Source organism: Stenotrophomonas sp. SBJS02 (assembly GCF_020428325.2).
Taxonomy (GTDB): Bacteria; Pseudomonadota; Gammaproteobacteria; order Xanthomonadales; family Xanthomonadaceae; genus Stenotrophomonas; species Stenotrophomonas africana.
The window spans coordinates 1,590,246-1,613,564 of the sequence record NZ_CP109812.1 but is presented as its reverse complement, the minus strand read 5'-3'; the positions used below and the strand labels follow the sequence as shown (position 1 = coordinate 1,613,564).

Annotated in this window: 19 protein-coding genes; 12 read left to right on the top strand and 7 right to left on the bottom strand. The window is 66.4% G+C overall.

What is annotated here, in order from left to right; genetic code table 11:
* Window positions 1–20 precede the first annotated feature (20 nt).
* From FQS62_RS07620 to FQS62_RS07610, 3 genes are all read right to left on the bottom strand, one after another.
* Window positions 21–1,130: a polyamine ABC transporter substrate-binding protein gene (locus FQS62_RS07620; protein ID WP_154348755.1), complete on the bottom strand. Its 1,110-nt coding sequence runs from the start codon at window positions 1,128–1,130 to the stop codon at window positions 21–23.
* A gap of 91 nt (window positions 1,131–1,221) precedes the next feature.
* A complete protein-coding gene (locus FQS62_RS07615; protein ID WP_049446442.1) occupies window positions 1,222–2,619 on the bottom strand; it encodes a glutamine synthetase family protein in 1,398 nt (465 codons plus the stop codon).
* Window positions 2,616–3,377, bottom strand: coding sequence for a gamma-glutamyl-gamma-aminobutyrate hydrolase family protein (locus FQS62_RS07610; protein WP_208043193.1), 762 nt, complete (start codon window positions 3,375–3,377; stop codon window positions 2,616–2,618). Before FQS62_RS07610 ends, FQS62_RS07615 begins: the two co-directional genes overlap by 4 nt.
* Before the next feature lie 162 nt (window positions 3,378–3,539).
* Between FQS62_RS07610 and FQS62_RS07605 the strand changes: the two genes are divergently transcribed.
* Together FQS62_RS07605 and FQS62_RS07600 are read left to right on the top strand one after the other, a co-directional pair.
* A complete protein-coding gene (locus FQS62_RS07605) occupies window positions 3,540–4,817 on the top strand; it encodes an NAD(P)/FAD-dependent oxidoreductase (protein ID WP_088479701.1) in 1,278 nt (425 codons plus the stop codon).
* Between the two features lie 202 nt (window positions 4,818–5,019).
* On the top strand, window positions 5,020–6,624 hold the full coding sequence (locus tag FQS62_RS07600) for an MASE1 domain-containing protein (protein ID WP_170935767.1): 1,605 nt from the start codon (window positions 5,020–5,022) through the stop codon (window positions 6,622–6,624).
* Window positions 6,625–6,739: 115 nt separating this feature from the next.
* On the opposite strand, the gene FQS62_RS07595 is transcribed toward FQS62_RS07600, so the two are convergent.
* The gene (locus FQS62_RS07595) at window positions 6,740–7,186 is read right to left on the bottom strand and encodes a hypothetical protein (protein ID WP_129550549.1); all 447 of its coding nucleotides are present in this window, start codon (window positions 7,184–7,186) and stop codon (window positions 6,740–6,742) included.
* Between the two features lie 248 nt (window positions 7,187–7,434).
* Between FQS62_RS07595 and FQS62_RS07590 the strand changes: the two genes are divergently transcribed.
* The 3 genes from FQS62_RS07590 to FQS62_RS07580 all read left to right on the top strand — a co-directional run bounded on the left by FQS62_RS07590 (window position 7,435) and on the right by FQS62_RS07580 (window position 10,974).
* Window positions 7,435–8,988: an MASE1 domain-containing protein gene (locus tag FQS62_RS07590; RefSeq protein ID WP_208043194.1), complete on the top strand. Its 1,554-nt coding sequence runs from the start codon at window positions 7,435–7,437 to the stop codon at window positions 8,986–8,988.
* A gap of 95 nt (window positions 8,989–9,083) precedes the next feature.
* Window positions 9,084–10,427 carry a diguanylate cyclase gene (locus tag FQS62_RS07585; RefSeq protein ID WP_208043195.1) on the top strand — a complete coding sequence of 448 codons (1,344 nt, stop codon included), beginning with the start codon at window positions 9,084–9,086 and terminating at the stop codon, window positions 10,425–10,427.
* Window positions 10,428–10,512: 85 nt separating this feature from the next.
* Window positions 10,513–10,974 carry a bacteriohemerythrin gene (locus tag FQS62_RS07580; RefSeq protein WP_004151683.1) on the top strand — a complete coding sequence of 154 codons (462 nt, stop codon included), beginning with the start codon at window positions 10,513–10,515 and terminating at the stop codon, window positions 10,972–10,974.
* On the opposite strand, the gene FQS62_RS07575 is transcribed toward FQS62_RS07580, so the two are convergent.
* Window positions 10,955–12,256, bottom strand: a complete 1,302-nt coding sequence (locus FQS62_RS07575; protein ID WP_010486179.1) for an MFS transporter — start codon at window positions 12,254–12,256, stop codon at window positions 10,955–10,957. The genes FQS62_RS07580 and FQS62_RS07575 overlap by 20 nt on opposite strands.
* Before the next feature lie 147 nt (window positions 12,257–12,403).
* Between FQS62_RS07575 and FQS62_RS07570 the strand changes: the two genes are divergently transcribed.
* Window positions 12,404–13,045, top strand: coding sequence for a hypothetical protein (locus tag FQS62_RS07570; protein ID WP_208043196.1), 642 nt, complete (start codon window positions 12,404–12,406; stop codon window positions 13,043–13,045).
* A 183-nt stretch (window positions 13,046–13,228) separates the two neighbouring features.
* On the opposite strand, the gene FQS62_RS07565 is transcribed toward FQS62_RS07570, so the two are convergent.
* Complete coding sequence (locus tag FQS62_RS07565; protein ID WP_088479695.1) at window positions 13,229–14,725, bottom strand: aldehyde dehydrogenase; 1,497 nt, start codon at window positions 14,723–14,725, stop codon at window positions 13,229–13,231.
* 104 nt (window positions 14,726–14,829) lie between these two features.
* Between FQS62_RS07565 and FQS62_RS07560 the strand changes: the two genes are divergently transcribed.
* The 6 genes from FQS62_RS07560 to FQS62_RS07535 all read left to right on the top strand — a co-directional run bounded on the left by FQS62_RS07560 (window position 14,830) and on the right by FQS62_RS07535 (window position 21,053).
* A complete protein-coding gene (locus FQS62_RS07560; RefSeq protein WP_208043197.1) occupies window positions 14,830–16,182 on the top strand; it encodes an omega-aminotransferase AptA in 1,353 nt (450 codons plus the stop codon).
* 63 nt (window positions 16,183–16,245) lie between these two features.
* Window positions 16,246–17,124, top strand: coding sequence for a ParB N-terminal domain-containing protein (locus tag FQS62_RS07555; protein WP_010486183.1), 879 nt, complete (start codon window positions 16,246–16,248; stop codon window positions 17,122–17,124).
* A 124-nt stretch (window positions 17,125–17,248) separates the two neighbouring features.
* Complete coding sequence (locus FQS62_RS07550) at window positions 17,249–18,535, top strand: DUF445 domain-containing protein (protein WP_208043866.1); 1,287 nt, start codon at window positions 17,249–17,251, stop codon at window positions 18,533–18,535.
* 243 nt (window positions 18,536–18,778) lie between these two features.
* Window positions 18,779–19,093, top strand: coding sequence for a DUF3649 domain-containing protein (locus FQS62_RS07545; RefSeq protein WP_049423314.1), 315 nt, complete (start codon window positions 18,779–18,781; stop codon window positions 19,091–19,093).
* Window positions 19,090–20,727, top strand: a complete 1,638-nt coding sequence (locus FQS62_RS07540; protein ID WP_088479692.1) for a PepSY-associated TM helix domain-containing protein — start codon at window positions 19,090–19,092, stop codon at window positions 20,725–20,727. Before FQS62_RS07545 ends, FQS62_RS07540 begins: the two co-directional genes overlap by 4 nt.
* Window positions 20,724–21,053 carry a DUF3325 domain-containing protein gene (locus FQS62_RS07535; protein WP_088479691.1) on the top strand — a complete coding sequence of 110 codons (330 nt, stop codon included), beginning with the start codon at window positions 20,724–20,726 and terminating at the stop codon, window positions 21,051–21,053. The genes FQS62_RS07540 and FQS62_RS07535 overlap by 4 nt, the downstream gene beginning before the upstream one ends.
* Before the next feature lie 61 nt (window positions 21,054–21,114).
* Here FQS62_RS07535 and rlmKL read toward each other — a convergent pair whose 3' ends face one another.
* Window positions 21,115–23,253 carry a bifunctional 23S rRNA (guanine(2069)-N(7))-methyltransferase RlmK/23S rRNA (guanine(2445)-N(2))-methyltransferase RlmL gene (gene rlmKL / locus FQS62_RS07530; RefSeq protein ID WP_208043779.1) on the bottom strand — a complete coding sequence of 713 codons (2,139 nt, stop codon included), beginning with the start codon at window positions 23,251–23,253 and terminating at the stop codon, window positions 21,115–21,117.
* Between the last annotated feature and the right edge of the window lie 66 nt (window positions 23,254–23,319).

The window sequence follows — 23,319 nt, the reverse complement described above, 5'->3', positions numbered from 1 at the left end:
CCCGGCGGCGCCGGACCGGCTCAGCGGCCGGTCTTCACCTCGGTCCACAGCCGGGTGTAGAGCTTGTCGGTCTCCGGCGTGTTGATCGAATAGGTGAACATCTTCTCGGCCACGTCGGCCGGCGGGTAGATGGTCGGATCGGTCCGGATCGCCTCATCCACCAGCGGGGTCGCGGTCGGCACCGGGTTGGCGTAGTGGATGAAGTTGGTGTTGGCCGCGGCAACCTTCGGCTGCAGCAGGTAGTTGATGAACGCGTAAGCGGCTTCCGGATGCTTGGCATCCTTCGGGATCGCCAGCATGTCGAACCACTGCGGGGCGCCTTCCTTCGGGATCGAATAGGCCACGTGCACGCCATTGCTGGCTTCCTCGGCGCGGTCGCGGGCCTGGATGATGTCACCCGACCAGCCGACCACCAGGCAGGTACCACCGTTGGCCAGCGACCCCACGTACTGCGAGGAGTGGAAATTCTGCACGTACGGGCGGATCGACTTCAGCAGGTCGGCCGCCTTCTGCAGCTCGGCCGGGTCACCGCTGTGCGGGTCCAGGCCCAGGTAATGCAGCGCGATCGGGATCATGTCCGCCGGCGTGTCCAGGATGGTCACGCCGCAGTCCTTCATCTTGCTGATGTTCTCCGGCTTGAACACCAGGTCCCAGCTGTTGGCGATGTCGGTGCTGCCGCCAAAGCGCTGCTTCAGCATCTCCACGTTGTAGCCGATGCCGGTGGTGCCGATCATGTACGGCACGCCGTACTGGTTGCCCGGGTCCTGGGTGGCGATGCGCTTCATCACCGCCGGATCGAGATTGGCCAGGTTCGGAATCTTGCTCTTGTCCAGCGGCAGGAACACGCCGGCCTGGATCTGGCGGCCGAAGAAGTTCAGGGTCGGCACCACCACGTCGTAGCCGCTGTTGCCGGCCAGCAGCTTGGTCTCGACCATCTCATCACTGTCGAACACATCGTAGGTCACCTTGATGCCGCTCTCCTTCTCGAAGGTCGGGATGGTGTCCTCGGCGATGTAATCGCTGTAGTTGTAGACGTTCAGGACCTGGCTGTCCTGCGCGCCGCCGTTGCCACCGCTGCAGGCGGCGAGCATGGCAGAGGCCAGGCTGAGCGTGAGGATACGCAGCTTCATCGGGTGCTCCAGAATGCGGAAAGGGGGGCCAGCGGGGCCGGCAACGGGTGCCAGCCTACCCCCCGGCGGCGGATTTTTCTATTCCAGATGCTCAGACGTTCAGCAGCAGGAACTCACGCTCCCACGAGCTGATGACGCGGAAGAAGGTCTCGTATTCCTTGCGCTTGACCGAGATGTAGGCGCGGCAGAAGCGCTCGCCCAGCAGTGCCTGCAGCTCGCTGCACTGCTCCAGTCCGTCCAGCGCCTCGCCCAGCGAGCGCGGCAGGTTGTAGCCCAGTTCCTTGGCGCTGCCGGTCACCGGCGCGTCCGGTGCCAAGCGCTCGCGGATGCCCAGCAGGCCGCAGGCCAGGGTCGCCGCCATCGCCAGGTAGGGGTTGGCGTCGGACCCGGCGAAACGGCTTTCCACGCGCATGTTCTCCGGCGTGTCCAGCGGCACGCGCAGCCCGCAGGTGCGGTTGTCATAGCCCCAGTGCACGTTGCTCGGCGAGACCTCGCCGAACACCAGCCGCCGATAGGAGTTCACGTTCGGCGCGAAGAAGGCCATCGCCTGCGGCACGTACTTCTGCAGGCCGCCCAGGTAGTGGCCGAACACCGGGCTGAACTCGCCCTCGGCATGGGTCTCGCCGGCGAATACATTGCTGCCATCGCTCACCCGCACCAGGCTCTGGTGGATGTGCATGGCGCTGCCCGGCTCGTTCTCCATCGGCTTGGCCAGGAACGTGGCATACACCCCGTGGCGCATCGCCGCCTCGCGCATGGTGCGCTTGAACAGGAACACCTGGTCGGCCAGGTCCATCGCATCGGCATGGGTGAAGTTGACCTCCAGCTGCGCTGCGCCGGATTCGTGGATCAGCGTGTCCACGTCCAGCTTCATCGCATCGGCGTAGTCGTACATCAGGTCGAGGATCGGGTCGAATTCGTTGACCGCGTCGATCGAGTACGACTGCCGCGCGGTTTCCGGCCGCCCGGAGCGGCCGGCCGGTGGCAGCAGCGGGAAGTCCGGGTCGGTGTTCTTCTGTACCAGGAAGAACTCCAGCTCCGGCGCCACCACCGGGCGCAGGCCCAGCTCGGCGTAGGCTGCCAACACGCGGCGCAGCACGTTGCGCGGCGCCAGCTCGTGTGGCTCACCGTTCTTGGTGTAGCAATCGTGGATGATCTGCGCGGTGGCGTCTGCTGCCCACGGCACCATGCGCACCGTGTCCGGATCGGGGCGCAGCATCATGTCCGAGTCCGACGGCGAGGTGAGGTCGTAGTAATCGTCAGGGAACTCGCCGGTGACGGTGGTGGCGAAGATGCCTTCGGGCAGCCGCGTACCGTAATCATGCGAGAACTTGTCGGCGGGAATGATCTTGCCACGCGCGTTGCCGGTGATGTCCGGCACCAGGCACTCGACCTCGGTGATGCGCCGTTCCTTCAGCCAGCGCAGCAGGCTGCTTTCCTGCGGTGCGGGGGGCGTGGCCGTCTTGCGCGGGCGCGTTCGGGAACTCATCGGGAATCCAGTCGGTTCTGTTGGTGCTGCCGGCAAGCTTGGCCGAACGCACGGAAAATAGCGTGATAGAACGGCGCCTGCATGACACGCCACTCCGGGTGCCACTGTACGCCGAGCACGAAACCATGGTGCAGGCTGCGCGCCGCCTCGACCAGTCCATCATCGGCCACGGCCTCGACCTGCAGGCCCTGCGCGAGGCGGGCAATGCCCTGCCCGTGCACCGAATTGACCTGTGCGCGGTTACTGCCGTGCCACTGCGCCAGCCAGCCATCGGCGACCAGGGTAACCGCGTGGGCCGGCCCGTACTGCACCTCCACCGGCGCCTGTGGGTCTTCGCGATGGTCAGACAGGCCAGGCACCGCGTGTACCTGCGGATGCAGGCTGCCACCCAGCGTGACGTTCAGTTCCTGGAAGCCGCGGCAGATCGCCAGTACCGGCAGGTCCAGCGCCAGCGCCTCGCGCAGCAGCGCGAACGCATTGGCATCACGGGCCGGGTCATGCGGATTGCCCGGCCAGCTGCGGCCGCCCTCGTAATGCTGCGGTTCGATGTTGCTGACCGCGCCGGTCAACAGCAGGCCATCAAGCCCCTGCAGCCAGTCGCCAGCCGGCAAAGGAGGCTGCAGGCTCGGCAGTACCACCGGGGTCACTTCTGCGGCCTCGGCCAGCGCGCGCACGTACTTCTCGCCAGCCACCGCGAAACGGTGGTGGCCGAGCACGGTACTGTCGGTGGGCAGGCCCACCCAAGGCAGGCGGCGCATGGGAAAACTCCTTGGCGTGCGAACACGTTACCCGCCGTCCAACGAAGGCGGCAAGTCTTCGCCGTCACACCATGGCTGTCACGCATCGGCGAAACTACGCGGGTGAATGCTGATCGTTCTCCCCCGCTCCCCCCCTCCCGCACTGCGCCCGCGAGGCCTGCAGTGAGCGCCGCCTTCCCGCCCAGCTGGTATGCCGCCAGCCTGCCCGAACCGGCCGCAATGCCTCCGCTGCAGGGCGAGGTTCAGGCCGATGTTGCAGTGCTTGGCGCGGGTTACACCGGGCTGACCGCAGCACTTGAACTGGCTACGCGTGGCCAGCGCGTGGTGGTACTGGACGCGCAGCGGATCGGTTGGGGCGCGTCCGGTCGCAATGGTGGCCAGGCGCTGGTCGGCTATGGCTGCGAGGTGGACGAACTGGAGCGTCAGCTCGGTCGTGATGATGCGCGCCACCTGTTCGACTGGTCACGCGACGCGGTGCAGGCAATGCGCACACGCATCGATCGCCACGGCATCGACTGCCATTGGGTGGAAGGCCACGCCAGCGTCGCGATCCGCGAACGCCATGAGCGCGACCTGCGGGCCAACTGCGAGCATCTGCAACGCCACTACGACTACCCCATGCAGTGGTGGGACCGTGATGCCCTGCGCGCACAGCTGGACAGCCCACGCTACCGCGCCGCGATGTTCGATCCGCTCAGCGCGCACCTGCAGCCCCTGGCCTATGCCCGCGGACTGGCCGATGCGGCGCGTGCGGCCGGCGTGGTGATCCACGAGAACTCCGCAGTGACCCGCGTGCAGCGCGGAACGCAGCCCACCCTGCATACCGCGCAGGGAAGCGTGCGCGCCGCGCATCTTGTGGTGGCTGGCAACGCCTGGCTGCAGGGCCTGCTACCCGAGCTGGAACGGCGGATCATGCCGGTCGGCACCTATATCGGCGCCAGCGCGCCGCTGGGTGCCGAGCGCGCCCGCGCCCTGATCGGCAACAACATGGCCGTGGCCGACACCGCCTGGGCACTGGACTACTTCCGTCTCAGCCACGACGACCGCCTGCTGTTTGGTGGCCGCGCCAGCTACTCGGCACTGCCCCCACCTGGCCTGCGCGGCGTGATGCAGCGGCGCATGCACCAGGTGTTCCCACAGCTGGCCGACGTGGCCCTGGAGCAGGTCTGGGGCGGTTATGTGGACATCACCCGTAACCGCGCCCCACATTGGGGCCGGCTGGACGGCAACCTGTACTTCGCACAAGGGTTCTCCGGCCATGGGGTGGCCGCCGCCGGGCTGGCCGGCGAGGTGATCGCCGCCGCCATTGCAGGCCAGAGCGAGCGCCTGGACGTGTTCCAGCGCCTGCGGCATGCCCCCTTCCCCGGCGGTCGGCTGCTGCGGATGCCGCTGCTGGTGGCGGCAATGTCGTGGTACAAGCTGCGGGATGCGTTGTGGTGAGCTGATCAGGGATCACACCAAGTCAGCTCCCTCGGAAACTGTGAAACCCGTCGCCACGGGAAATCATGTGATGATTTTCTCACTTGCCCGGCGCTGCGCTGAGGTGATTGCATAATCGAACGCGTGTCGATACCGTCGGTAAGAACCGGGTCCCGCGGCGAATGGATGCTGACAGGGAACGTACTGTGAAGGGGTAGTGCGATTGAACTGGTGGAATGAAGGCCTGCAGCTGAAGTTGCGCATCCATCCGGCAGGACTTGCCCTGGCTGTGCTGTATGCCATTGCCTGTTGGGCAACCCGCCAGTTGTCCCTTGATCAGTTCTATCTGCCCGCTGGTGTACGCGTGGCTGCGGTACTGCTCTGTCCTCCTCGGCTTTGGCCCTATCTCCTGCTGGGCGAGTACGCCTATTTCGCACAGATGCGAGTGCCGATGATCGAACGGTACGGGCTGACATGGGTCATTCTCGGCTCGGTCTTCCAGATGCCGGTTGTAATGACGATCGTCTATCTCCATCGCAATGTAATCTCGGCAGTAAAGAACGCTTGGCTCATCTCGATTGCTGCCTTCGCTGCAGTTTCCGTCACACTGATCAACCTGCTTCTGGCGAACTCCCTCTGGCCAACACCTCCCGCTTTTCCGCTGCTGACCGGAATCGTCCGCCTGGTAGTAGGTGACTTCATCGGCATACTCACGTTTGCGCCGCTTGTGCTGCTGTGGTCGCGAGGCAAGGCTGAAGTGCAGGTCCGAAAACGGGATATCGCACAGATGGCAGGAGCACTTGCGCTGATGGTCGTGTTCGGCCTTTGGGCTGCGGACGTACCTGCTGATGCAGTGACTACAAAAGTATCCCTGCAACTCCTCATGGCGCTTCCCGCCGTTCTTCTCACATGCGTGTATGGGTGGCGGGGCGCCGCTATCGGCGTGCCGACCCTGAACATGATTATCGGTCTGACAACACCCTCGTCTCACCCTGAGTCATTCGATCCTGCATCGTTCGCAACCCAGCAGATCATGGCCGTCACGGGCGCAGCACTGCTCATACTGGGCTCCCGGATCACTCACTACTATCACCGTTATCGACTGCGGGAGGTCGGCGAGAAAAATGCCATCAGACTTGCTCGGAGCTCCCATGTCGCCAGTGAGCTGGATCTCCGCGAACGCGCGTTGCATCTGCGGAAGCTTGGGGATGGCATAGATCATGCGCTTGACGAGGTTATCAACTGGCTTACTGCACAAGGCCATCATGCGATTGCGGAGAGCCTTGTACATGTGGCGTCGATTCATTCGCGCCAGTTCCGCGAGCAGACAAGCATGATTTATCCGACCGCCCTGGAGCAGCTCGGCCTTTATGTTGCCCTCCGAGCAGGTGGCGTTCGCGAAGCATGGGAAAAAACGGCTCGCGTAGCCAATCCGTCGTTGCTTGGCGACCCCTGTCAACTCAGTGTCGGACTGCAGCTTGCTGCCTACCGCACTGTGATAGATGCGGTGTCACTGCTGATCCAGGGTGAAACGGGACAGATCCACGTGCGGGCGCGTTGCGGACGGATGGGTTCGCATCGTGGAATCCTGATAGCGGTGACAATGCTGGATCAACATCAACGCCTTTCGGACACGACCGTCGCCGCCGCGATGGAAAGACTGGCCGGCAGGACGCTCGCCTACGGCGGCACACTGAAATGCAACCGAAATCGCATCGTGCTGGCAATGAAGGAAACGGGTACAGCCGCTCCTCTGGATGCTTTTTCATCAGATGCCCGGAACAGCCTTTCGGGACTCGAAGCGGGTCCCTCACGCGCTCAGGCTTGAACGACAAGGTCTACTGACTTCTGTCTCGATAGCGGGCATTCCCCCCTGAGCGTGACCGCAGAAACGTGCAAGCGGTTTTGATCGCTCGCACGCCTCAAGCCCTCCGGTCCGGGCGCTACGGTGTTTCGACAGACCAGATGTCGCCATCCGCGGTGGCATACCGCACCAGTACCACGTCCTGCGCACGATACACCTCGGAACGCTTTGCACTGGATGGGACAGTGAGTCGCTGACCGGGAAGCGAAACAAGTGCTGCGGACTTGCCGGCAGGCAATGCAAAGTACGCACCCGCGGCATTGCCGATGATCAGCTTCACCTGACCGGTCAGATCGTTGACCTGCAGGTAGACCATGCCATCGCGTTGGAAGGCATACACCTGCCAAGCGGGATCGGCACTGATGTCTGCGGCAGCAGGGTTGGTTTCACCAAGGCCTGCCTTCGAAACTGCGGCACTTGCCAAGGGACTGCCGTGGTAGTCACCGCCCCCTTTATCACCCGCGAATACCGGCGCTGCGGCGAACAATGTTGCCCCGGCTACAACACCAACAAGTATGGATCGCACAATGACCTCCTGGTCGGGATAAGAGCAAACAACCTCAAAACGATAATAGCGTCTTCCCGCCACAACAAAGTGATTGACGGATAATCCGGACGATTTAGTTTCATTCGTGCCCCCCTCTCCCCTTCCCCCCTGCCCGCACCATGTCATCTGCAGAAGAAGGAGGATGCTGATTGCGCCTGCGACGATCTAGTGGATAGTGTCCAGTAGCGGGCCAGCGGTAGCTGAGCGCGAGCAAAGGAGGCTTGTTTTTGGACCGATTCAAGAAGGCAATTGAACTGAGCTTCCGGATCCGGCCGGTCGGGATCACACTCGCGGCCGCCTATGCCTTGAGCTGCCTCGCCTCGCGCCAATTCTCGCTTGATCAGTTCTTCCTGCCCGCAGGCATCCGGGCAGCAGCACTGCTGATCGTCCCGCCCCGCTTGTGGCCCTACCTTTTGCTGGGGGAGTACGCATACTTCGCAACACTGCGCATCCCCATGATCGACAGCTATGGCTTGGCCTGGGTCATTCTGGCCTCGACGCTTCTGATGCCGATGGCGATGCTGGTAGTCCACCTTCACCTCAGGAGAATGCCGTCCGACGCAGCCACCGGCCTCTGGCTGCTGTCGTTGTCGATCTGCACGGCACTGTTCGTCCCGGCTCTCAACCTGAGCATTTCATATGTCCTCTGGTCGAATCCTCCGCCGAGCAACCTGCTGGACGCGGTCGACCGAACGATCTTTGGTCACTTCGCGGCCATCATTACCCTGCTTCCACTGGCCTTCCTTTGGGCGCAGCGGCACGTGGATCCCAGTTGGAGCACTCGCTTTGTCGCGCCTACAGCTGCGGCGATCCTGGCGATGCTGATACTGGGGTTGGGCATGCAACTGACGGACAGCAGCGCCCATACCACCCGCACACATCTTGTCCTTCTGTCGGCCCTGCCTGCCATCGCCCTGACCTTCATGCATGGCTGGCGCGGCGCGGCCATCGCAATTCCGCTGTTGAATCTCCCACTCCACGGCGCTACGCCCAGCACCGGCCTGCCCTCCTCTTTCGACCTCGGTACGTTCGCCACCCAACAGAACATGGCTGTGATCAGCGTCGCGTTGCTCGCACTCGGATCCAGCATCAGCTATCACCATCAACGCGCGCGGGCCCGTTGGCAGGCTGAACGGAACGCCCTGCGCCTGGCACGCAGCTCCCACCAGACCAGCGAGCGCGAGCTGCGTGAACGGGCCGCCCATCTGAAGCATCTGGGCGAGGGCATGGACAGTTCGCTCAGCGAGATGGTCAGCTGGCTGAAGGCTCAGGGCCATCATGCCGTGGCGAACAGCCTGCAACACGCGTCATCCGTGCACTCACGCCTGTTCCGCGAGCAGGCCAGCATGGTCTACCCCACCGGACTGGAGCAGGTCGGGTTGTACATCGCCCTGCACGCAGGCGGCGCATGCGAGATCTGGAACAACACGCATCGCGTCATTCCGCCCAGGCTGGCGGGGAACCCCTGCCTGCTGTCCGTGGATCTGCAACTGGCCATCTACCGCTCCTTGATCGAGGCGGTGTCACTGCTGCTGGAGCTGGAGACCGGGCAGGTCTGCGTGCGTGCCCGAAGTGGCCGGGCGGGCGGACGTCGCGGCATCGTTGCTGTCGTGAGCCTGCTCGACCGTGGTTGCACGCTGTCGGCACGCACCACCGACCAGGCCGTCGAGCGCCTGGCCGGTCGAATGCTTGCCTACGGCGGTACGGTTCACTGCCGGGGCAACCGGCTGCGACTGGTCCTGCATGAATCGATCACCCACGCGGCGCCCGCGACGGCCTGACACGGAATCTGGCGCGGCGCGCGACGTTCGCCGCTAAAGTTACACCCGAAACCGCCGCTATCCGTGCCGAGCCCTCCTTCGTGAGCCACCGCATCATGCCCGTCCTGCCGCAGGCCGCCGTCGATGGCGACCTGGCCGATCCGTTGCCACAGCGGATCCTGCTGGTCGAAAATTCCCGTGCGTTCACCGGCATGCTGCGCGAAGCCATCGAGCAGCGCCTGGAACTGCCGGTGGTGGTCGCCTCCACCCTCGCCGAGGCCGACCGCCTGCTGAACGAAGGCGGCGGCTGGTTCCTGGTGCTGACCGGGTTGGTGCTGGCCGACGGCGACCGCGATGCGGTGGTTGAGTTCTTCCTCAAGCGCGACCTGCCAACGGTGGTGGTCAGCGGCGTGTACGACGAGGACCTGCGCAAGCGCGTGCTGCAGCAGCAGATCATCGACTACGTGCTGAAGAACACTCCCGGCAGCATCGACTACCTGGTGTGGCTGGTGCAGCGGCTGGAACGCAACCGCCGCATCGCCGCGCTGGTGGTGGACGATTCGCCGTCTGCGCGTGGCTACGCTGCGGCCCTGCTGCGCATGTACGGCCATGAGGTGCATGAAGCCGCCGACGGCAACGAGGGTCTGGCTGCCATCGAGGCGCATCCGGCAATCCGCCTGGCGGTGGTCGACCAGGAAATGCCCGGCATGCAGGGCGTGGAGTTCACCCGCCGCCTGCGTACCCTGCGCTCGCGCGACAAAGTGGCGGTGATCGGCATCTCCGGCAATACCGATGCCTCGCTGATCCCACGCTTCCTGAAGAACGGCGCCAACGACTTCCTGCGCAAGCCGTTCTCGCGCGAGGAATTCTTCTGCCGTGTCTCGCAGAACGTGGACCAGCTGGAACTGATTGGCACCCTGCAGGATCTGGCCACCCGCGACTTCCTGACCGGCCTGCCCAACCGCCGCTGCTTCCTGGAACAGAGCCAGCGCCAGCTGCCGCAGCTGCAGCTGCATGGCCAGTGCGTGGCGGTGGCGATGATCGACATCGACCACTTCAAGCACATCAACGACACCCACGGCCACGAGGCCGGCGATGATGCGCTGCGCGCGGTGGCCGGCGCGGTGGCCGCACATGCACGCAGCCAGGACCTGATCGCACGCTTCGGTGGCGAGGAGTTCTGCCTGCTGGTGCCGGACATGGAACAGGACGAGGCGCTGCTGTACTTCGAGGAACTGCGCCAGCGCATCGCCGCGCTGGAAGTGGACATCGGCACCGCCACCCTGCGCATGACTGTGAGCATCGGCCTGTGCTGCCTGCGCCCGCAGCGTGATGCGCTGCACCGGCTGATTTCCGAGGCCGACCGCCAGCTGTACCTGGCCAAGGCCGGTGGCCGCAACCGGGTCAGCTGCACCACGGTGGCCAGCCCGCTGCGCCCGCGCGAGCCTGCCCTGCCCTGACCGGCCCGCTTTGATCCAGATCAACGCCGCACCCGCGCGGCGGCTCTACAGTCGGCCCCGACATACGCATGAAGGGGAGCCGGGGATGGCACTACTGGTCTGGCAGGACGATCTGAACATCGGCATCGATGTGATCGACCAACAACACCGCCGCATCATCGAGATGCTCAACCACCTGCACGTGGCCCAGGCCAGCATGCAGCGTGCGGCAGTGGGTGAAGTGATCGACGAGGTGGTGGACTACACCATGTCGCACTTCGCGTTCGAAGAGGAGCTGATGGAGGAAGCGGGCTACCCGTTCTGTGCCGCGCACAAGCGCGTGCATGAGGTCTTCATCAAGCGGGTATCGGAATACCGCATGCGCTTCCAGGCCGGCGAGGACATCAGCGACGAGCTGCGCACCATGCTCTCGCGCTGGCTGTTCAACCACATCCGCGGCGATGACCAGGCCTATGCCGAGCAGGTCAAGGCGCACCTGAACCAGTTCGCCCGCGAACACCAGGGCGGTGGTTGGCTGGGGCGCACGCTCAAGCGCTTCTTTGGTTGAGCCGCAGGGCGCGCCGGTGCAGTGCCACCAGTGCGCACAGGGTCGCCACCGCGGTCAGGCACAGGTAGTAGCCCACCGCGACCAGGCCGAAGCGTTCGGCCAGCCAGGTGGCCAGGTACGGCGCCGGTGCCGCACCGAGGATGCCGGCCAGGTTGAATGACAGCGAAGCACCGGTGTAGCGCACCTCCACCGGGTAGATCTCGGCCAGGAAGGTGCCGCAGGGACCGTAGGTCAGGCCCATCAGGAACAGGCCCAGGCACAGGAAGCCAGTGACCAGCCACGGGCTGTGCGGCTGGAACAGCGGTGCGAACAGCACGCCGAAGCCGACGATCAGTACGCTGGCGACGATCATCGTGCGCCGCGTGCCCCAACGGTCGCCATAGCGCGCCGACAGCGGAATACCCAGCGCGAAGAACAGCATGCCGGCCATCTGCATCAGCAGGAACTGCTCGCGGCTGTAGCCCAGCACCGCAGTTCCGTGGCCCAGGCTGAACACCGTCATCAGGTAGAACAGCACGAAGGTGGCGAAGGCACCGAGGGTGCCCAGCAGCATCGGCACCGGATGGTCACGCAGCACCGTCCACATCGGTAGCCGCACCGGCGCCTTGCGCTCCAGCGCCTTCTTGAAATCGGGCGTCTCGTGGATGTTCAGGCGCACCCACAGGCCAAGGCCGACCAGCAGCGCGCTGGCCACGAACGGAATGCGCCAGCCCCACTGCAGGAAGTCGTCCTGGCTCAGGCAGCGGCCGAGCACGAGGAAGATGCCGGCCGACAGCAGGAAGCCGAGCGGTGCGCCCAGCTGCGGGAACATGCCGTACCAGGCGCGCTTGCCCGGCGGCGCGTTCTCAGTGGCCAGCAGCACCGCCCCGCCCCACTCGCCGCCCAGCCCCAGGCCCTGGCCGAAGCGGCACAGCGCCAGCAACGCGGGGGCCCACAGCCCGATCTGGGCATGGGTGGGCAGCAGGCCGATCAGCACCGTGGACAGGCCCATGGTCAGCAGCGCGGCCACCAGCGTGGCCTTGCGGCCGATACGGTCACCGAAGTGGCCGAACACTGCCGAGCCCACCGGGCGCGCGATGAACGCGACCGCAAACGTTGCCAGTGACTGCAGCAGCGCCGCCTGTTCGCTGCTGTCCGGGAAGAACAGGTGCGGGAACACCAGCACCGCCGCCGTGGCGTAGATGTAGAAATCGAAGAATTCGATGGTGGTGCCGATCAGGCTGGCCAGCAGGACTCGACTGGGGGAATTCACGGGCGGCGCGGCAGCGGTGATCGTCGACATCGGCAACACGGGTAACGGCGGATCGCCCGATTCTGCCACGGGCTGGTGGCCGCACGGGGCGATGGTTTCAGCCGACACCGATGCCAACGAGATTTTTCGGGCGTCCGGCTAGGCTGCGTCACCGGTCCCTGCATGGATGCTTTGCCGATGGATGCAGTCACGCTGTCGTGGTCCGATTCGCCGAAGCTGCCGCGCATGGCGGCATGGCTGGTGGTGCTGCTGGTGCATGGGTTGATGGCAGTGTGGCTGCTGGGCAGTGGCAGGATGACGCTGCACAGCGACGAAGCTGCCAGGATTTCATTGCGCTGGTTACCGCCGGAGCAACCCGCGGCGGTACAACCACACCCGGCGCTGCCCTCCGCATCGGCGGCGCGACCAGCCGCATCGACAGCGCCACGTCCGGCCCCGGCCGCACCCACGGATGCCATCGCGCCCGCGTCCGAGGAACCGCCTGCAACGGCGCCACTGTTGCTGGGCCTGCCTGCGGGCAGCATCGATGGCGGTGACGGCATCAGCGCAGCGGGCGTGGCGCCGCGCCTGATCGGTCGGCGCGAGGTCCATCCCGCGTTCGGGCCGCGCCGCAATTACTTCCGGATCCGTCGGCAGATGAGCCCCGAGCAGATCGTGCATGGCGTGGCGCAGCTGCTGGGCCTGTGGCCACCCGGGTACACCGTCGACCCGTGCGAGCTGGGCAAGCAGGACATGGACTATTTCCAGAACGCGGTCGAAGAAGCCGATCGCGACGTGCTGCGTGCGGCAGTGCTGCAGGTGAGTGCCCGCTGCCGGTAGCGGGCACGCCTTTGTAGAGTCGAGCCATGCTCGACTGCGCTTCGCGAGATGCAGCCGAGCACGGCTCGGCTCTACAGAAGAGCGAACAGCAGCCGAGCATGGCTCGGCTCTACAGAAGAACGAACGGCAGTCGAGCAAGGCTCGACTCTACAAAGGGCGAACAGCGGTCAAGCAGCCACGTGGTTACAACTGGATCCAGGTAGCCTTGATCTCGCTGTACTTGTCGAACGCATGCAGTGACTTGTCCCGCCCATTGCCGGACTGCTTGTAACCGCCAAACGGCGCGGTCATGTCACCGCCATCCCAGCCATTCACCCATACGCTGCCCGCGCGCAACTGTCGCGCGACCCGATGGGCGCGGCCCAGGTCACGTGTCCACAGGCCCGCGGCCAGTCCGTAGCGGCTGTCATTGGCCAGGCGCACGGCTTCGGCCTCGTCGTCGAAGCCGAGTACAGCCAGCACCGGCCCGAATACCTCCTCATGTGCCAAGGCCTGCTCCGGGCGCACCTGGTCGAATACGGTGGGTTGCACGTAGCAACCGCCAGCCTCCACCTCGGCACGATGGCCGCCCAGCAACAGTCGGGCGCCCTCACCTTCGGCCCGCGCGATATCGGCCAGCACCTTGTCCACGTGCGCGGCATCCACCAGTGCGCCCATCGGTGCATCCGCCTCCAAAGGGTGCCGCGGTTGCATGCGCTGGCCGTAGGCGATTACCTGGTGCACGAAGTCCTCGCGGATCGAGCGTTGCACAAGCAGTCGCGAGCCAGCGGTACAGACTTCACCCTGGTTGAAGAAGATGCCCTGTGCCACGGCCTTGGCGGCGGCGTCCAGATCGGGAGCATCGGCGAACACTACGTGCGGGCTCTTGCCACCACATTCCAGCCAGACCCGCTTGAGGTTGGATCGCCCGGAATACTCCAGCAGCTTCGCGCCGGTGGCAGTGGAACCGGTGAAGGCCAGCACGTCCACATCCATGTGCAGCGCCAGCGGTTCGCCGACGCGCGCGCCATGGCCCGGCAGCACGTTCAGCACGCCCTCCGGCAGGCCCGCCTCGGCGGCCAGCGCCGCCAACCGCAGCGCACTCAGCGGTGACCGCTCAGAAGGCTTGAGCACCACCGAGTTGCCCATGGCCAATGCAGGCGCGATCTTCCAGCACGCCATCAACAGCGGGAAATTCCACGGCACGATGGCCGCCACTACCCCAGCGGCCTCGCGCGTGACCAGCCCCAGCTCGTGCGGGCCGGTGGGTGCGACCTCACCGTACAGCTTGTCCACCGCTTCGGCGGTCCAGCTCAGGCAGCGCACCACGCCGGGCAGGTCGATACGGCGCGCGTCACGCACCGGCTTGCCCATGTCCAGGGTTTCCAGCAGGGCCAGCTCATCGGCGTGCGCTTCCACCAATGCCGCCAGCGCCAGCAACACGCGCTTGCGATGGGCCGGGCTTGCCTGCGACCAGTGGCCCGCCTCGAAGCTGCGCCGCGCTGCCAGTACCGCGCGCTCGACATCCTGCGCGTCGCAGTCGGCAACCGCTCCCAGCACGCGACCGTCGATCGGGCTGATGCAGTCGAAGCGGGCGCCGCTGGCGGCATCGACATAGCGGCCGTCGATGAAGGCCTGGCCCGGCATCGACAGCTGGAGAGCCAGCGCCTGCCAGTGGCTGCGGTCGGGGAAATCGGCCATGGGAAGCTCCAACATTCAACGAGCCCTGGTTATACCGGGGCCGCCGCGACTCCGCCGTGACGCAGCTGCGCTACATTCATCGCATCGGACCCGATGGAGCTGGCATGAAGCGTCCCGAAAGCGACCTGCACGACCTGGCCACCCAGCGCCCCGAGTCACTGGACGCGTACTGGATGCCGTTCACCGCCAACCGCCAGTTCAAGGCTGCGCCGCGTGTGCTGGTGCGTGCCGAGGGCATGCACTACGAGGATGTCGACGGTCGCCAGATCCTCGACGGCACCGCCGGCCTGTGGTGCTGCAACGCCGGCCACGCGCGCCCACGTATCGTCGAGGCCATCGTCGAGCAGGCGCGCACGCTCGACTACTCGCCGGCCTTCCAGATGGGCTCGCCGCCGGCCTTCGCGCTGGCGCAGCGACTGGCCGCACTGGCTCCGGGCCCGCTCAACCATGTGTTCTTCACCAGCTCCGGCTCCGAGGCGGTGGATACCGCGATGAAGATCGTGCTGGCCTACCATCGCCAGCGTGGCGAGGGCCAGCGCACGCGCTTCATCAGCCGCGAGAAGGCTTACCACGGGGTCGGCTTCGGCGGCATGGCGCTGGGTGGGCTGCCCAACAACCGCAAGTCGTTCGGCCTGCAGCTGGGCGGCGTGGACTACCTTCGGCACACCCTGGACCTGCCACGCAATGCATTCAGCAAGGGTCTGCCGCGCCAGGGTGCGGAACTGGCCGACGACCTTGAGCGGCTGATTGCGCTGCACGACGCTTCGACAATCGCCGCCGTATTCGTCGAACCCATTGCCGGCTCCGCCGGGGTGATCCTGCCCGCACCGGGTTACCTGCAGCGACTGCGCGAGCTGTGCGACCACCACGGCATCCTGCTGGTGTTCGATGAGGTCATCACCGGTTTCGGCCGGGTCGGCATGCCGTTCGCCGCGCAGCGCTTCGGGGTCACCCCGGACCTGCTGACCTTTGCCAAGGCGGTCAGCAACGGCGCGGTGCCACTGGGCGGCGTGCTGGCCAGCGACGCCGTGCATACCACGCTGATGCAGGCCCCGCCGCAGGCCATCGAGCTGTTCCATGGCTATACCCATTCCGGCCACCCGCTGGCCTGCGCCGCAGCGCTGGCGACGCTGGACGTCTATGCCGAGGAGCGCCTGTTCGAGCGTGCCATCGAGCTGGGCGAGTACTGGCAGGAACGGCTGCATGCGCTGCAGGGCCTGCCCAACGTGATCGACATCCGCAACTTCGGGCTGGTCGGCGCGGTCGAGCTGGCACCGCGCCGCGATGCTCCCGGCAGCCGTGGCTACGAGGTGTTCCGGCGCTGCTTCCACGACGGCCGGTTGCTGGTGCGCTGCACCGGCGACATCATCGCGCTGTCGCCGCCACTGATCGTGGACAAGGCACAGATCGACCAGATCACCGGCACCCTGGGCGAGATGATCCGGGCCACCGCCTGAGCCCGGGCCAGCGGTGGCGAGCGGGTACAATGGGCGGTTCCGCTCCTGCTCGCTGCCGTGCCCATGGATATCGTCGTCAAAGAAGAACTCAAGGCCTACATCGACCCGCTGACCGCGGACGAACATGACGCGCTGGAGCGCAGCATCCTGGCCGAAGGCTGCCGCGATGCGCTGGTGCTGTGGGGTGATGTGCTGGTCGATGGCCACAACCGTTTCGGCATCTGCCAGAAGCACGGCCTGCCCTTCAACACCGTGCAGAACACCCGTTTCCAGAGCATGGAAGACGTGCACCTGTGGATGATCGAGCAGCACCTGGGCCGCCGCAGCGTGTCCGATTTCCAGCGCGGTGTGCTGGCGCTGCGCAAGCGCGACATCCTGGCCGCCCGCAAGCAGGTCGAGCAGGCCCAGCTGCAGCGCGAGAGCGACGGCACCGCCGACGTCGTCGTAGACGCGGGCGAGGACAGCCCGCCGTGGGAACCGGCGCCGAAGATCAGCCGCGCCGAGCTGGCCCGCGAGGCCAAGCTGAGCACAAGCCAGGTCGGCATGATCGAGCGCATCCACGCCCAGGCCGCGGCCGAGGTGGTGGAAGCGGTGAAGGCCGGCGTGATCTCGATCAGCGCCGCTGCGGCCGTGGCCGACCTGCCGGAAGACGAGCAGCGCGCTGCCGCCGCCGGTGGCAAGGACGAGCTGAAGCAGGCCGCCAAGCGCGTGCGCGAGTCCAAGCGCAAGCCGCGTGCACCGAAGCCTGAACCAGCCGAGATGGATTTCGAAGAACCCAGCGAGGACGAGGTGGCCAGCCGCGATGCCGAGGTTCTGTCGGCACTGGAACAGCTGGGCGAGGATGCACCGGCCCTGCGCCGTCGCGTGGTCGCGCTGACCCGCGAGAACGACACCCTGCGCGCGCAGCTGGCCGCGCTGCGCAAGCAGCTGGAAGCGCTCTAAGCGCTCTCGACGCGCTTCTGTAGAGCCGAGCCCATGCTCGGCTGCTCTTTTCCACGCGCAAGGCAGCCGAGCATGGGCTCGGCTCTACAGACAGGCGTCACCAAGCTGCGGTTAGACTTTCCGCATGACGCCTGCCCACGATCCGCGCCGCGCTCAGCTGCGGCGCCTGAAAGCCCTCGCGCTGGGCCTGTTGCTGTTGATGCTGGCCGGTTTCGCAATCAGCCACTGGCAGGGCGAGCGCGGCATCTGGGCCTGGGTCTCGGCCTTCTGCGAAGCAGCGGCCGTGGGCGCACTGGCCGACTGGTTCGCAGTCGTCGCGCTGTTCCGGCGGCCGATGGGGCTGCCGATCCCGCATACGGCAATCATCCCGCGCAGCAAGGAACGCATCGGCGACAGCCTCGCCCTGTTCGTGCGCGACCAGTTCCTGGAACCACAGGTGCTGCTGGCAAAGCTGCAGGTGTTCGATCCGGCCAGCCGCCTCGGCAGCTGGTTGGCCGACCCGGCGCGCTCACGGATGCTGGCCGACATGGCCCGCGGCTGGGCGCTGCAGGCGCTGGATTTCTTCGACGAAACTGCCGTACGCCGGCAGCTGCACGCCTTCGTGGTGCAGCAGCTGCGGCAGTGGAATGCCGCCGCCACCGCCGGTGAGCTGCTGGCCCTGCTGACCGCCGATGGGCGCCACCAGCGCGTGCTGGACGAAGGCCTGCAGCGGCTGGGGCGCTGGCTGGAGCAGCCGGAAGTGAAGGAGCGCGCCTCGCAGTTGATCGTGCGTTACATCCAGCGCGAGTGGCCGACGCTGTCAAGCACGGTGAACTGGGTCAAGCCGATCGACGAGATCGGTGACAGCCTGGCCGAGCGCCTGGCGCGGGCGGTGCTGGAAGAACTGCAGCAGGTGCTGGCCGAGCCGCAGCATCCGCTGCGCCAGGATTACGAGAGCTGGCTGCAGAACTACGTGCAGCGCCTGCGCGAGGACCCGGCCCTGGCCGAACGCATCGAACAGCTCAAGCAGGAAATGATCGACCACCCGGCCCTGCAGGACTACGTGCAGGGGCTGTGGGCGCGCATCCATGCCAGCCTGCGCGCCGATCTGCAGCGCGAGGATTCGGCGCTGGTCGGCCACGTGCAGCGCAGCCTCGCGTCACTGGGCAGCAGCCTTCAGGCCGACCCCGCCCTGCGCGACGCGCTGAACCAGCATCTGCTGGAGGGCGCCCAGCGTCTGACCGGCCGTCTGCGCGAAGGCGTGACCACGCACATCGCGCAGACCGTGAAGAGCTGGGACGAGCGACACCTGGTCGAGCAGCTGGAACTGAGCGTGGGTCGCGACCTGCAGTTCATCCGCTTCAACGGCACCCTGGTGGGTGGCCTGATCGGCCTGCTGCTGCATGCGGCGACGGTGGTGTTCAGGTTCTAGGCCCAGCTGCGCCATCAGGATCGTCACGCTTGATTCATAAAATGCGAATGCCTATCATTTACTGATCGGTTGTGCGCTTAGCCAAAGGGTACGGAGACGTGCCCATCGCCCGTGTACATCCCCGACCTCTGGGCCGCCCGTCCGCGCGGGCCGTGCCTCGTCGATGGGACACGCTGGGCAACATGCGCAGGGCGCAAGGGGCCGCGGACGCGTTCCATCCCTTCTCCAACCTGCAGGACCTCCGTGGACCGCTCGCCCGCAACCGCCAGCCCCCGCACCTTCTTTTCCAACCCGCGCTGGGGCGTGCTGTCACGCTCGTTGGCTGCAATCTTCGGCGGCTACGCGCTGGCCTCGGTGACCAGCGTGTTCTGCGCGGTGGCCCTGCCCGGTGCGCGCGGCCAGACCGTGCTGACCGGCATGCTGCTGGCGATTCTGGTGGCCGCCTGCGCAGCGCTGTGGGCCTTCGCCACCCGCAGCGCGCTGCGTGCGTGGGTCGGCATTCTCGCTCCCACCCTGCTGATGGCGGCCATCGCGCGCATGCTGGGGGCCTGGGCATGAAGAACGGGTTCCGCCAGTCAATGGCTTGGCTGCACACCTGGACCGGGCTGCTGGTCGGCTGGTTGCTGCTGCTGATTTTCATGGCCGGCACGGCCAGCTACTACCGCGAGGAAATCAGCCGCTGGATGCGCCCGGAACTGCCGTCCAGCAACGTCAGCATCGACGTCGCCGCGCAACGCGCGGTGGACTACCTGCAGGCCAACGCCGCGCAGGCCGAGAACTGGTTCGTCACCTTGCCGCAGCCGCGCAACCCGGCCATGCAGATGTTCTGGCGGTTGCCGCCGGAACTGGCCGACCCCAGCCGTGGCCGCCGCGGTGGCTTCGGCGATGCCACGCTTGATCCCAACACCGGACAGGCATTGAAGGCGCGCGAGACCCGCGGCGGCGACTTCTTCTACCGCCTGCACTTCGACCTGCACTACATCCCGGTGCTGTGGGCGCGCTACCTGGTTGGCTTCTGCGCGATGTTCATGCTGGTGGCGATCATCACCGGCGTCATCACCCACAAGAAAATCTTCAAGGACTTCTTCACCTTCCGCAAGGACAAGGGCCTGCGCTCCTGGCTCGATTTCCACAACGTCAGCGCAGTGATGGCCCTGCCCTACCACGCGATGATCACCTACACCGGCATCGTCACCCTGATGGTCATGTACCTGCCCTGGGGCGTGAAAGTCGCCTACCCACAGGACGAGGACCAGTTCTTCTTCGAGGCCTTCGGTGGCATGCCGGAGGTGACCGCACCGGCCGAAGGCCGCGCCGCGCCGCTGCCGATCGCACAGCTGCTGGACAGCGCACGCGCGCATTGGCACGGCGTGGAAGTGGCCGGCTTCACCGTGTCCAACCCGGGTGCGGCCAATGCGGTGATCGACATCCGCCAGCGCGACGGCAAGCGCCTGTCCACCGACACCCCGGCCGTGCGCTACGACATGGTGAGCGGTGCGCTGCTGGAAGAGACGCCACCGTCGGGCGGAGCTACCGCGACCCGTGGCGTGCTGTATGGCCTGCACCTGGCCCGCTTCGCCGACTGGGGCCTGCGTGCACTGTTCTTCCTGTCCGGCCTGGTCGGCTGCCTGATGGTCGCCAGCGGTGTGGTGCTGTGGGCGGTGAAGGAACGCCCGAAGCATGCCAAGAGCGGCCGCACCGGCTTCGGCCTGCGCCTGGTCGATGCGCTGAACATCGGCACCGTGGCCGGCCTGCCGATCGCCTTTGCCGCCTACTTCTGGGGCAACCGCCTGCTGCCACTGGACATCGCCGAGCGCGCGAGTGCGGAAGCCAACGTGTTCTTCTATGCCTGGGGCGCGGCCCTGCTGGCCGCCTTCATCTGGCCCAAGCGGATGATGTGGGCGTGGCAGCTGTACCTGGGCGCAGCCGCGTTCGCACTTGTGCCGGTGGTCAATGCCCTGACCACGCACGCGCATCTGGGCATCACCCTGCGCAATGGTGACTGGGTGTTGGCTGGCTTCGATCTGTCGATGATCGCCTTCGGTGCGATGCTGGCGTTGTGCGGCTGGCGCATGCAGCACTGGACGCCACCGCTGAGCGCGGCCGAGAAGAAGAAGCGCGCGGCGGCTGCGGGGGCGCCCAAGGCACCGGTCGAAGCGGCGGACGCTGCCGAAGCGGAGGCCAGCGCATGATGCTGCTGGCGTTGACCCTGTCGTTCTCCGCGTTCACCGCGCTGTCGCTGGCGATGGAAAAGCACCAGCACGACCTGCATGGCAAGGCGGCAGCCCCCGCGGCACGGCGCACGCAGTGGCGGGCGCTGGGCTGGGCCCTGCTGACGGTGGCGTTCGCGCTGTGCGTGGCCGACCACGGCTGGGCGATGGGCCCGGTGCTGTGGCTGGGCGCGATGACCGTGGGCGGCGTGGTGCTGTCGTTCGGGCTGTACCCGTACCGACCGAAATGGATCGTGCCACTGGCGATCGCGCTGCCGGTGGCCGGGCTGCTGGTGGCGTTGGTGTAGCAGAGCCATCGGGGTCGGATCCCCTGCGCTTCGCGCAGGAGATCCGACGCCGGACGTCGACTTACCCCAACCGCTTCAATTCCCACGCGCGGTGGATGCGCGCGTTGCGCTCGAAGTCCGGGCCGATGGTGCGCGCGGTGATTTCGCGGCACTGGGCGAATTCGGCGATGGCGTTTTCTTCCAGCTTGAAGCGGCGGAAGTTGTTGGAGAAGTACAGCACGCCGCCGGGCGCCAGCCGCGCCACGGCTGCACGCAGCAGCTTGATCTGCTCGCGCTGCACGTCGAAGTCATCGGCGCGCGCCGAGTTGGAGAACGTCGGCGGATCGCAGAAGATCACGTCGTACTGGCCACGGTCACCCTCCAGCCAGGCCATCGCATCGGCCTGCACCAGAAGGTGCTGGTTACCGCCCTGCCCGTTCAACGCCAGGTTGTCGTAGCACCACTGCAGATAGGTGGCCGACAGGTCGACGCTGGTGGTGCTGGCGGCACCAGCCACGGCCGCCTGCACGCTGGCCACACCGGTGTAGCAGAACAGGTTGAGGAAACGCTTGCCACGCACCTGCTCGGCCATCATCCGGCGCAGCGGGCGGTGGTCGAGGAACAGGCCGGTGTCCAGGTAGTCGAACAGATTCACCTGCAGCAGCGCGTTGTTCTCGCGCACCACGATGAACTCATCGCGCTGCTCGAAGCGTCCGTACTTGCTGCCGCCCTTGCCGCGCTCGCGCGACTTCATCGAGACCTGCTCCGGCGGCACGCCGAACACTTCACGCGCGGCCGCCAGCAGTTCGTTGCGGCGACGGCGCACGTCGTTCTCGGGAATTGCAGCCGGTGCAGCGTATTCCTGCACGTGCAGGAAGGTACGGCGCTTGCCACCGTCTTCCTCGTAGACGTCGATGGCGGCCGCGTACTCCGGCAGATCGGCGTCATAGGCGCGGAAGCAGGTGATGTCCTCGCGGGCACGCCAGCTCTTGAACTTCTTCAGGTTCTTGCGCAGGCGGTTGGCCACCATCTGCGCACCTTCGCTCAACTCGCGCGGCTGCGCCGGGTCACGGCCCGGCACGGCGATCGGGTCGCAGACGATCAGCGCACATTCCAAGGCACCGTTGAACATCTGGTACTTCTTGCCGGCACGCAGGCCGGTGGCGAAGGCCAGTTCGTCGTTGCCGCACAGCAGGCTGGCGCGCCACTGCGGCACCGCCTTCTGCAGGGCATTGCCCAGTGCACGGTACAGCGCCGGATCGGCGGCCAGGCGCTCGTCGTACGGCGGGTTGCAGACCACCGCACCGATCTCCTGTTCCGGCGCGGCCAGGTCGGCCACATCGGCGCGGGTGAAGCGGATCGCGTGGGCGACGCCCGCGACCTCGGCATTCTCGCGTGCCGCCTGGATCGCGGTCGGGTCGATGTCGCTGCCGTGGATGACCGGCTTCAGCGCGGCCAGGCCTGCGGCCTCACGATCACGCGCTTCGCTCTGGATGGTCTTCCAGGCGGCCTTGTCGAAGCCCAGCCAGCGGCTCGGCGGCAGGCTGCCATGACGCATCAGGCCGGGAGCGACGTCGGCGGCCATCAGCGCACCTTCGATCAGCAGGGTGCCGCTGCCGCACATCGGGTCCAGCAGGCCACCACCGGCAGCGTGCAGGCGCGGCCACTGCGCGCGCAGCAGCAGCGCGGCGGCCAGGTTTTCCTTCAGCGGTGCCTCGTGGGCGGCACCACGCCAGCCACGGCGATGCAGCGGGCCGCCGCCGAGATCGATCGACAACGAGGCACGGCCCTTGCGCAGCGACAGGTTGACGCGCACATCGGGCAGATCGGTGTTGACCGAGGGGCGTTCCAGTCCCTCATCGCGCATGCGGTCGACGATGGCGTCCTTGATCCGCTGGGCGGCAAAGCGGGCGTGGGTGATCTTGTCGCCGGACACATGTGCGTCCACCGCCAGGGTCATCTCCGGTTTGATGTGTTCATGCCACGGCAGCGCACGCACGCCGTCGTACAGGGCCTGCTCGTCCGGGCACTCGAACTCGTCGATGGGCCACAGCACGCGGCTGGCCAGGCGCGACCACATCACGATCCGCAGCGCCTGCTCCAGTTCGCCCTCGGCGTTGACGCCGGCAATGGTGGCAGTGGCTTTGCCAAGGCCCAGGGCCGACAGTTCGTCGGCAAGCAGGTATTCCAGGCCCTTGGCGCAGGAGACGAAGAATTTCACGGGATCGGTTCGCAGGTGGTCGGGCGCGGCACAGGGGCCGGGCCGGTCGGAAAGGAGGGCCGCAAG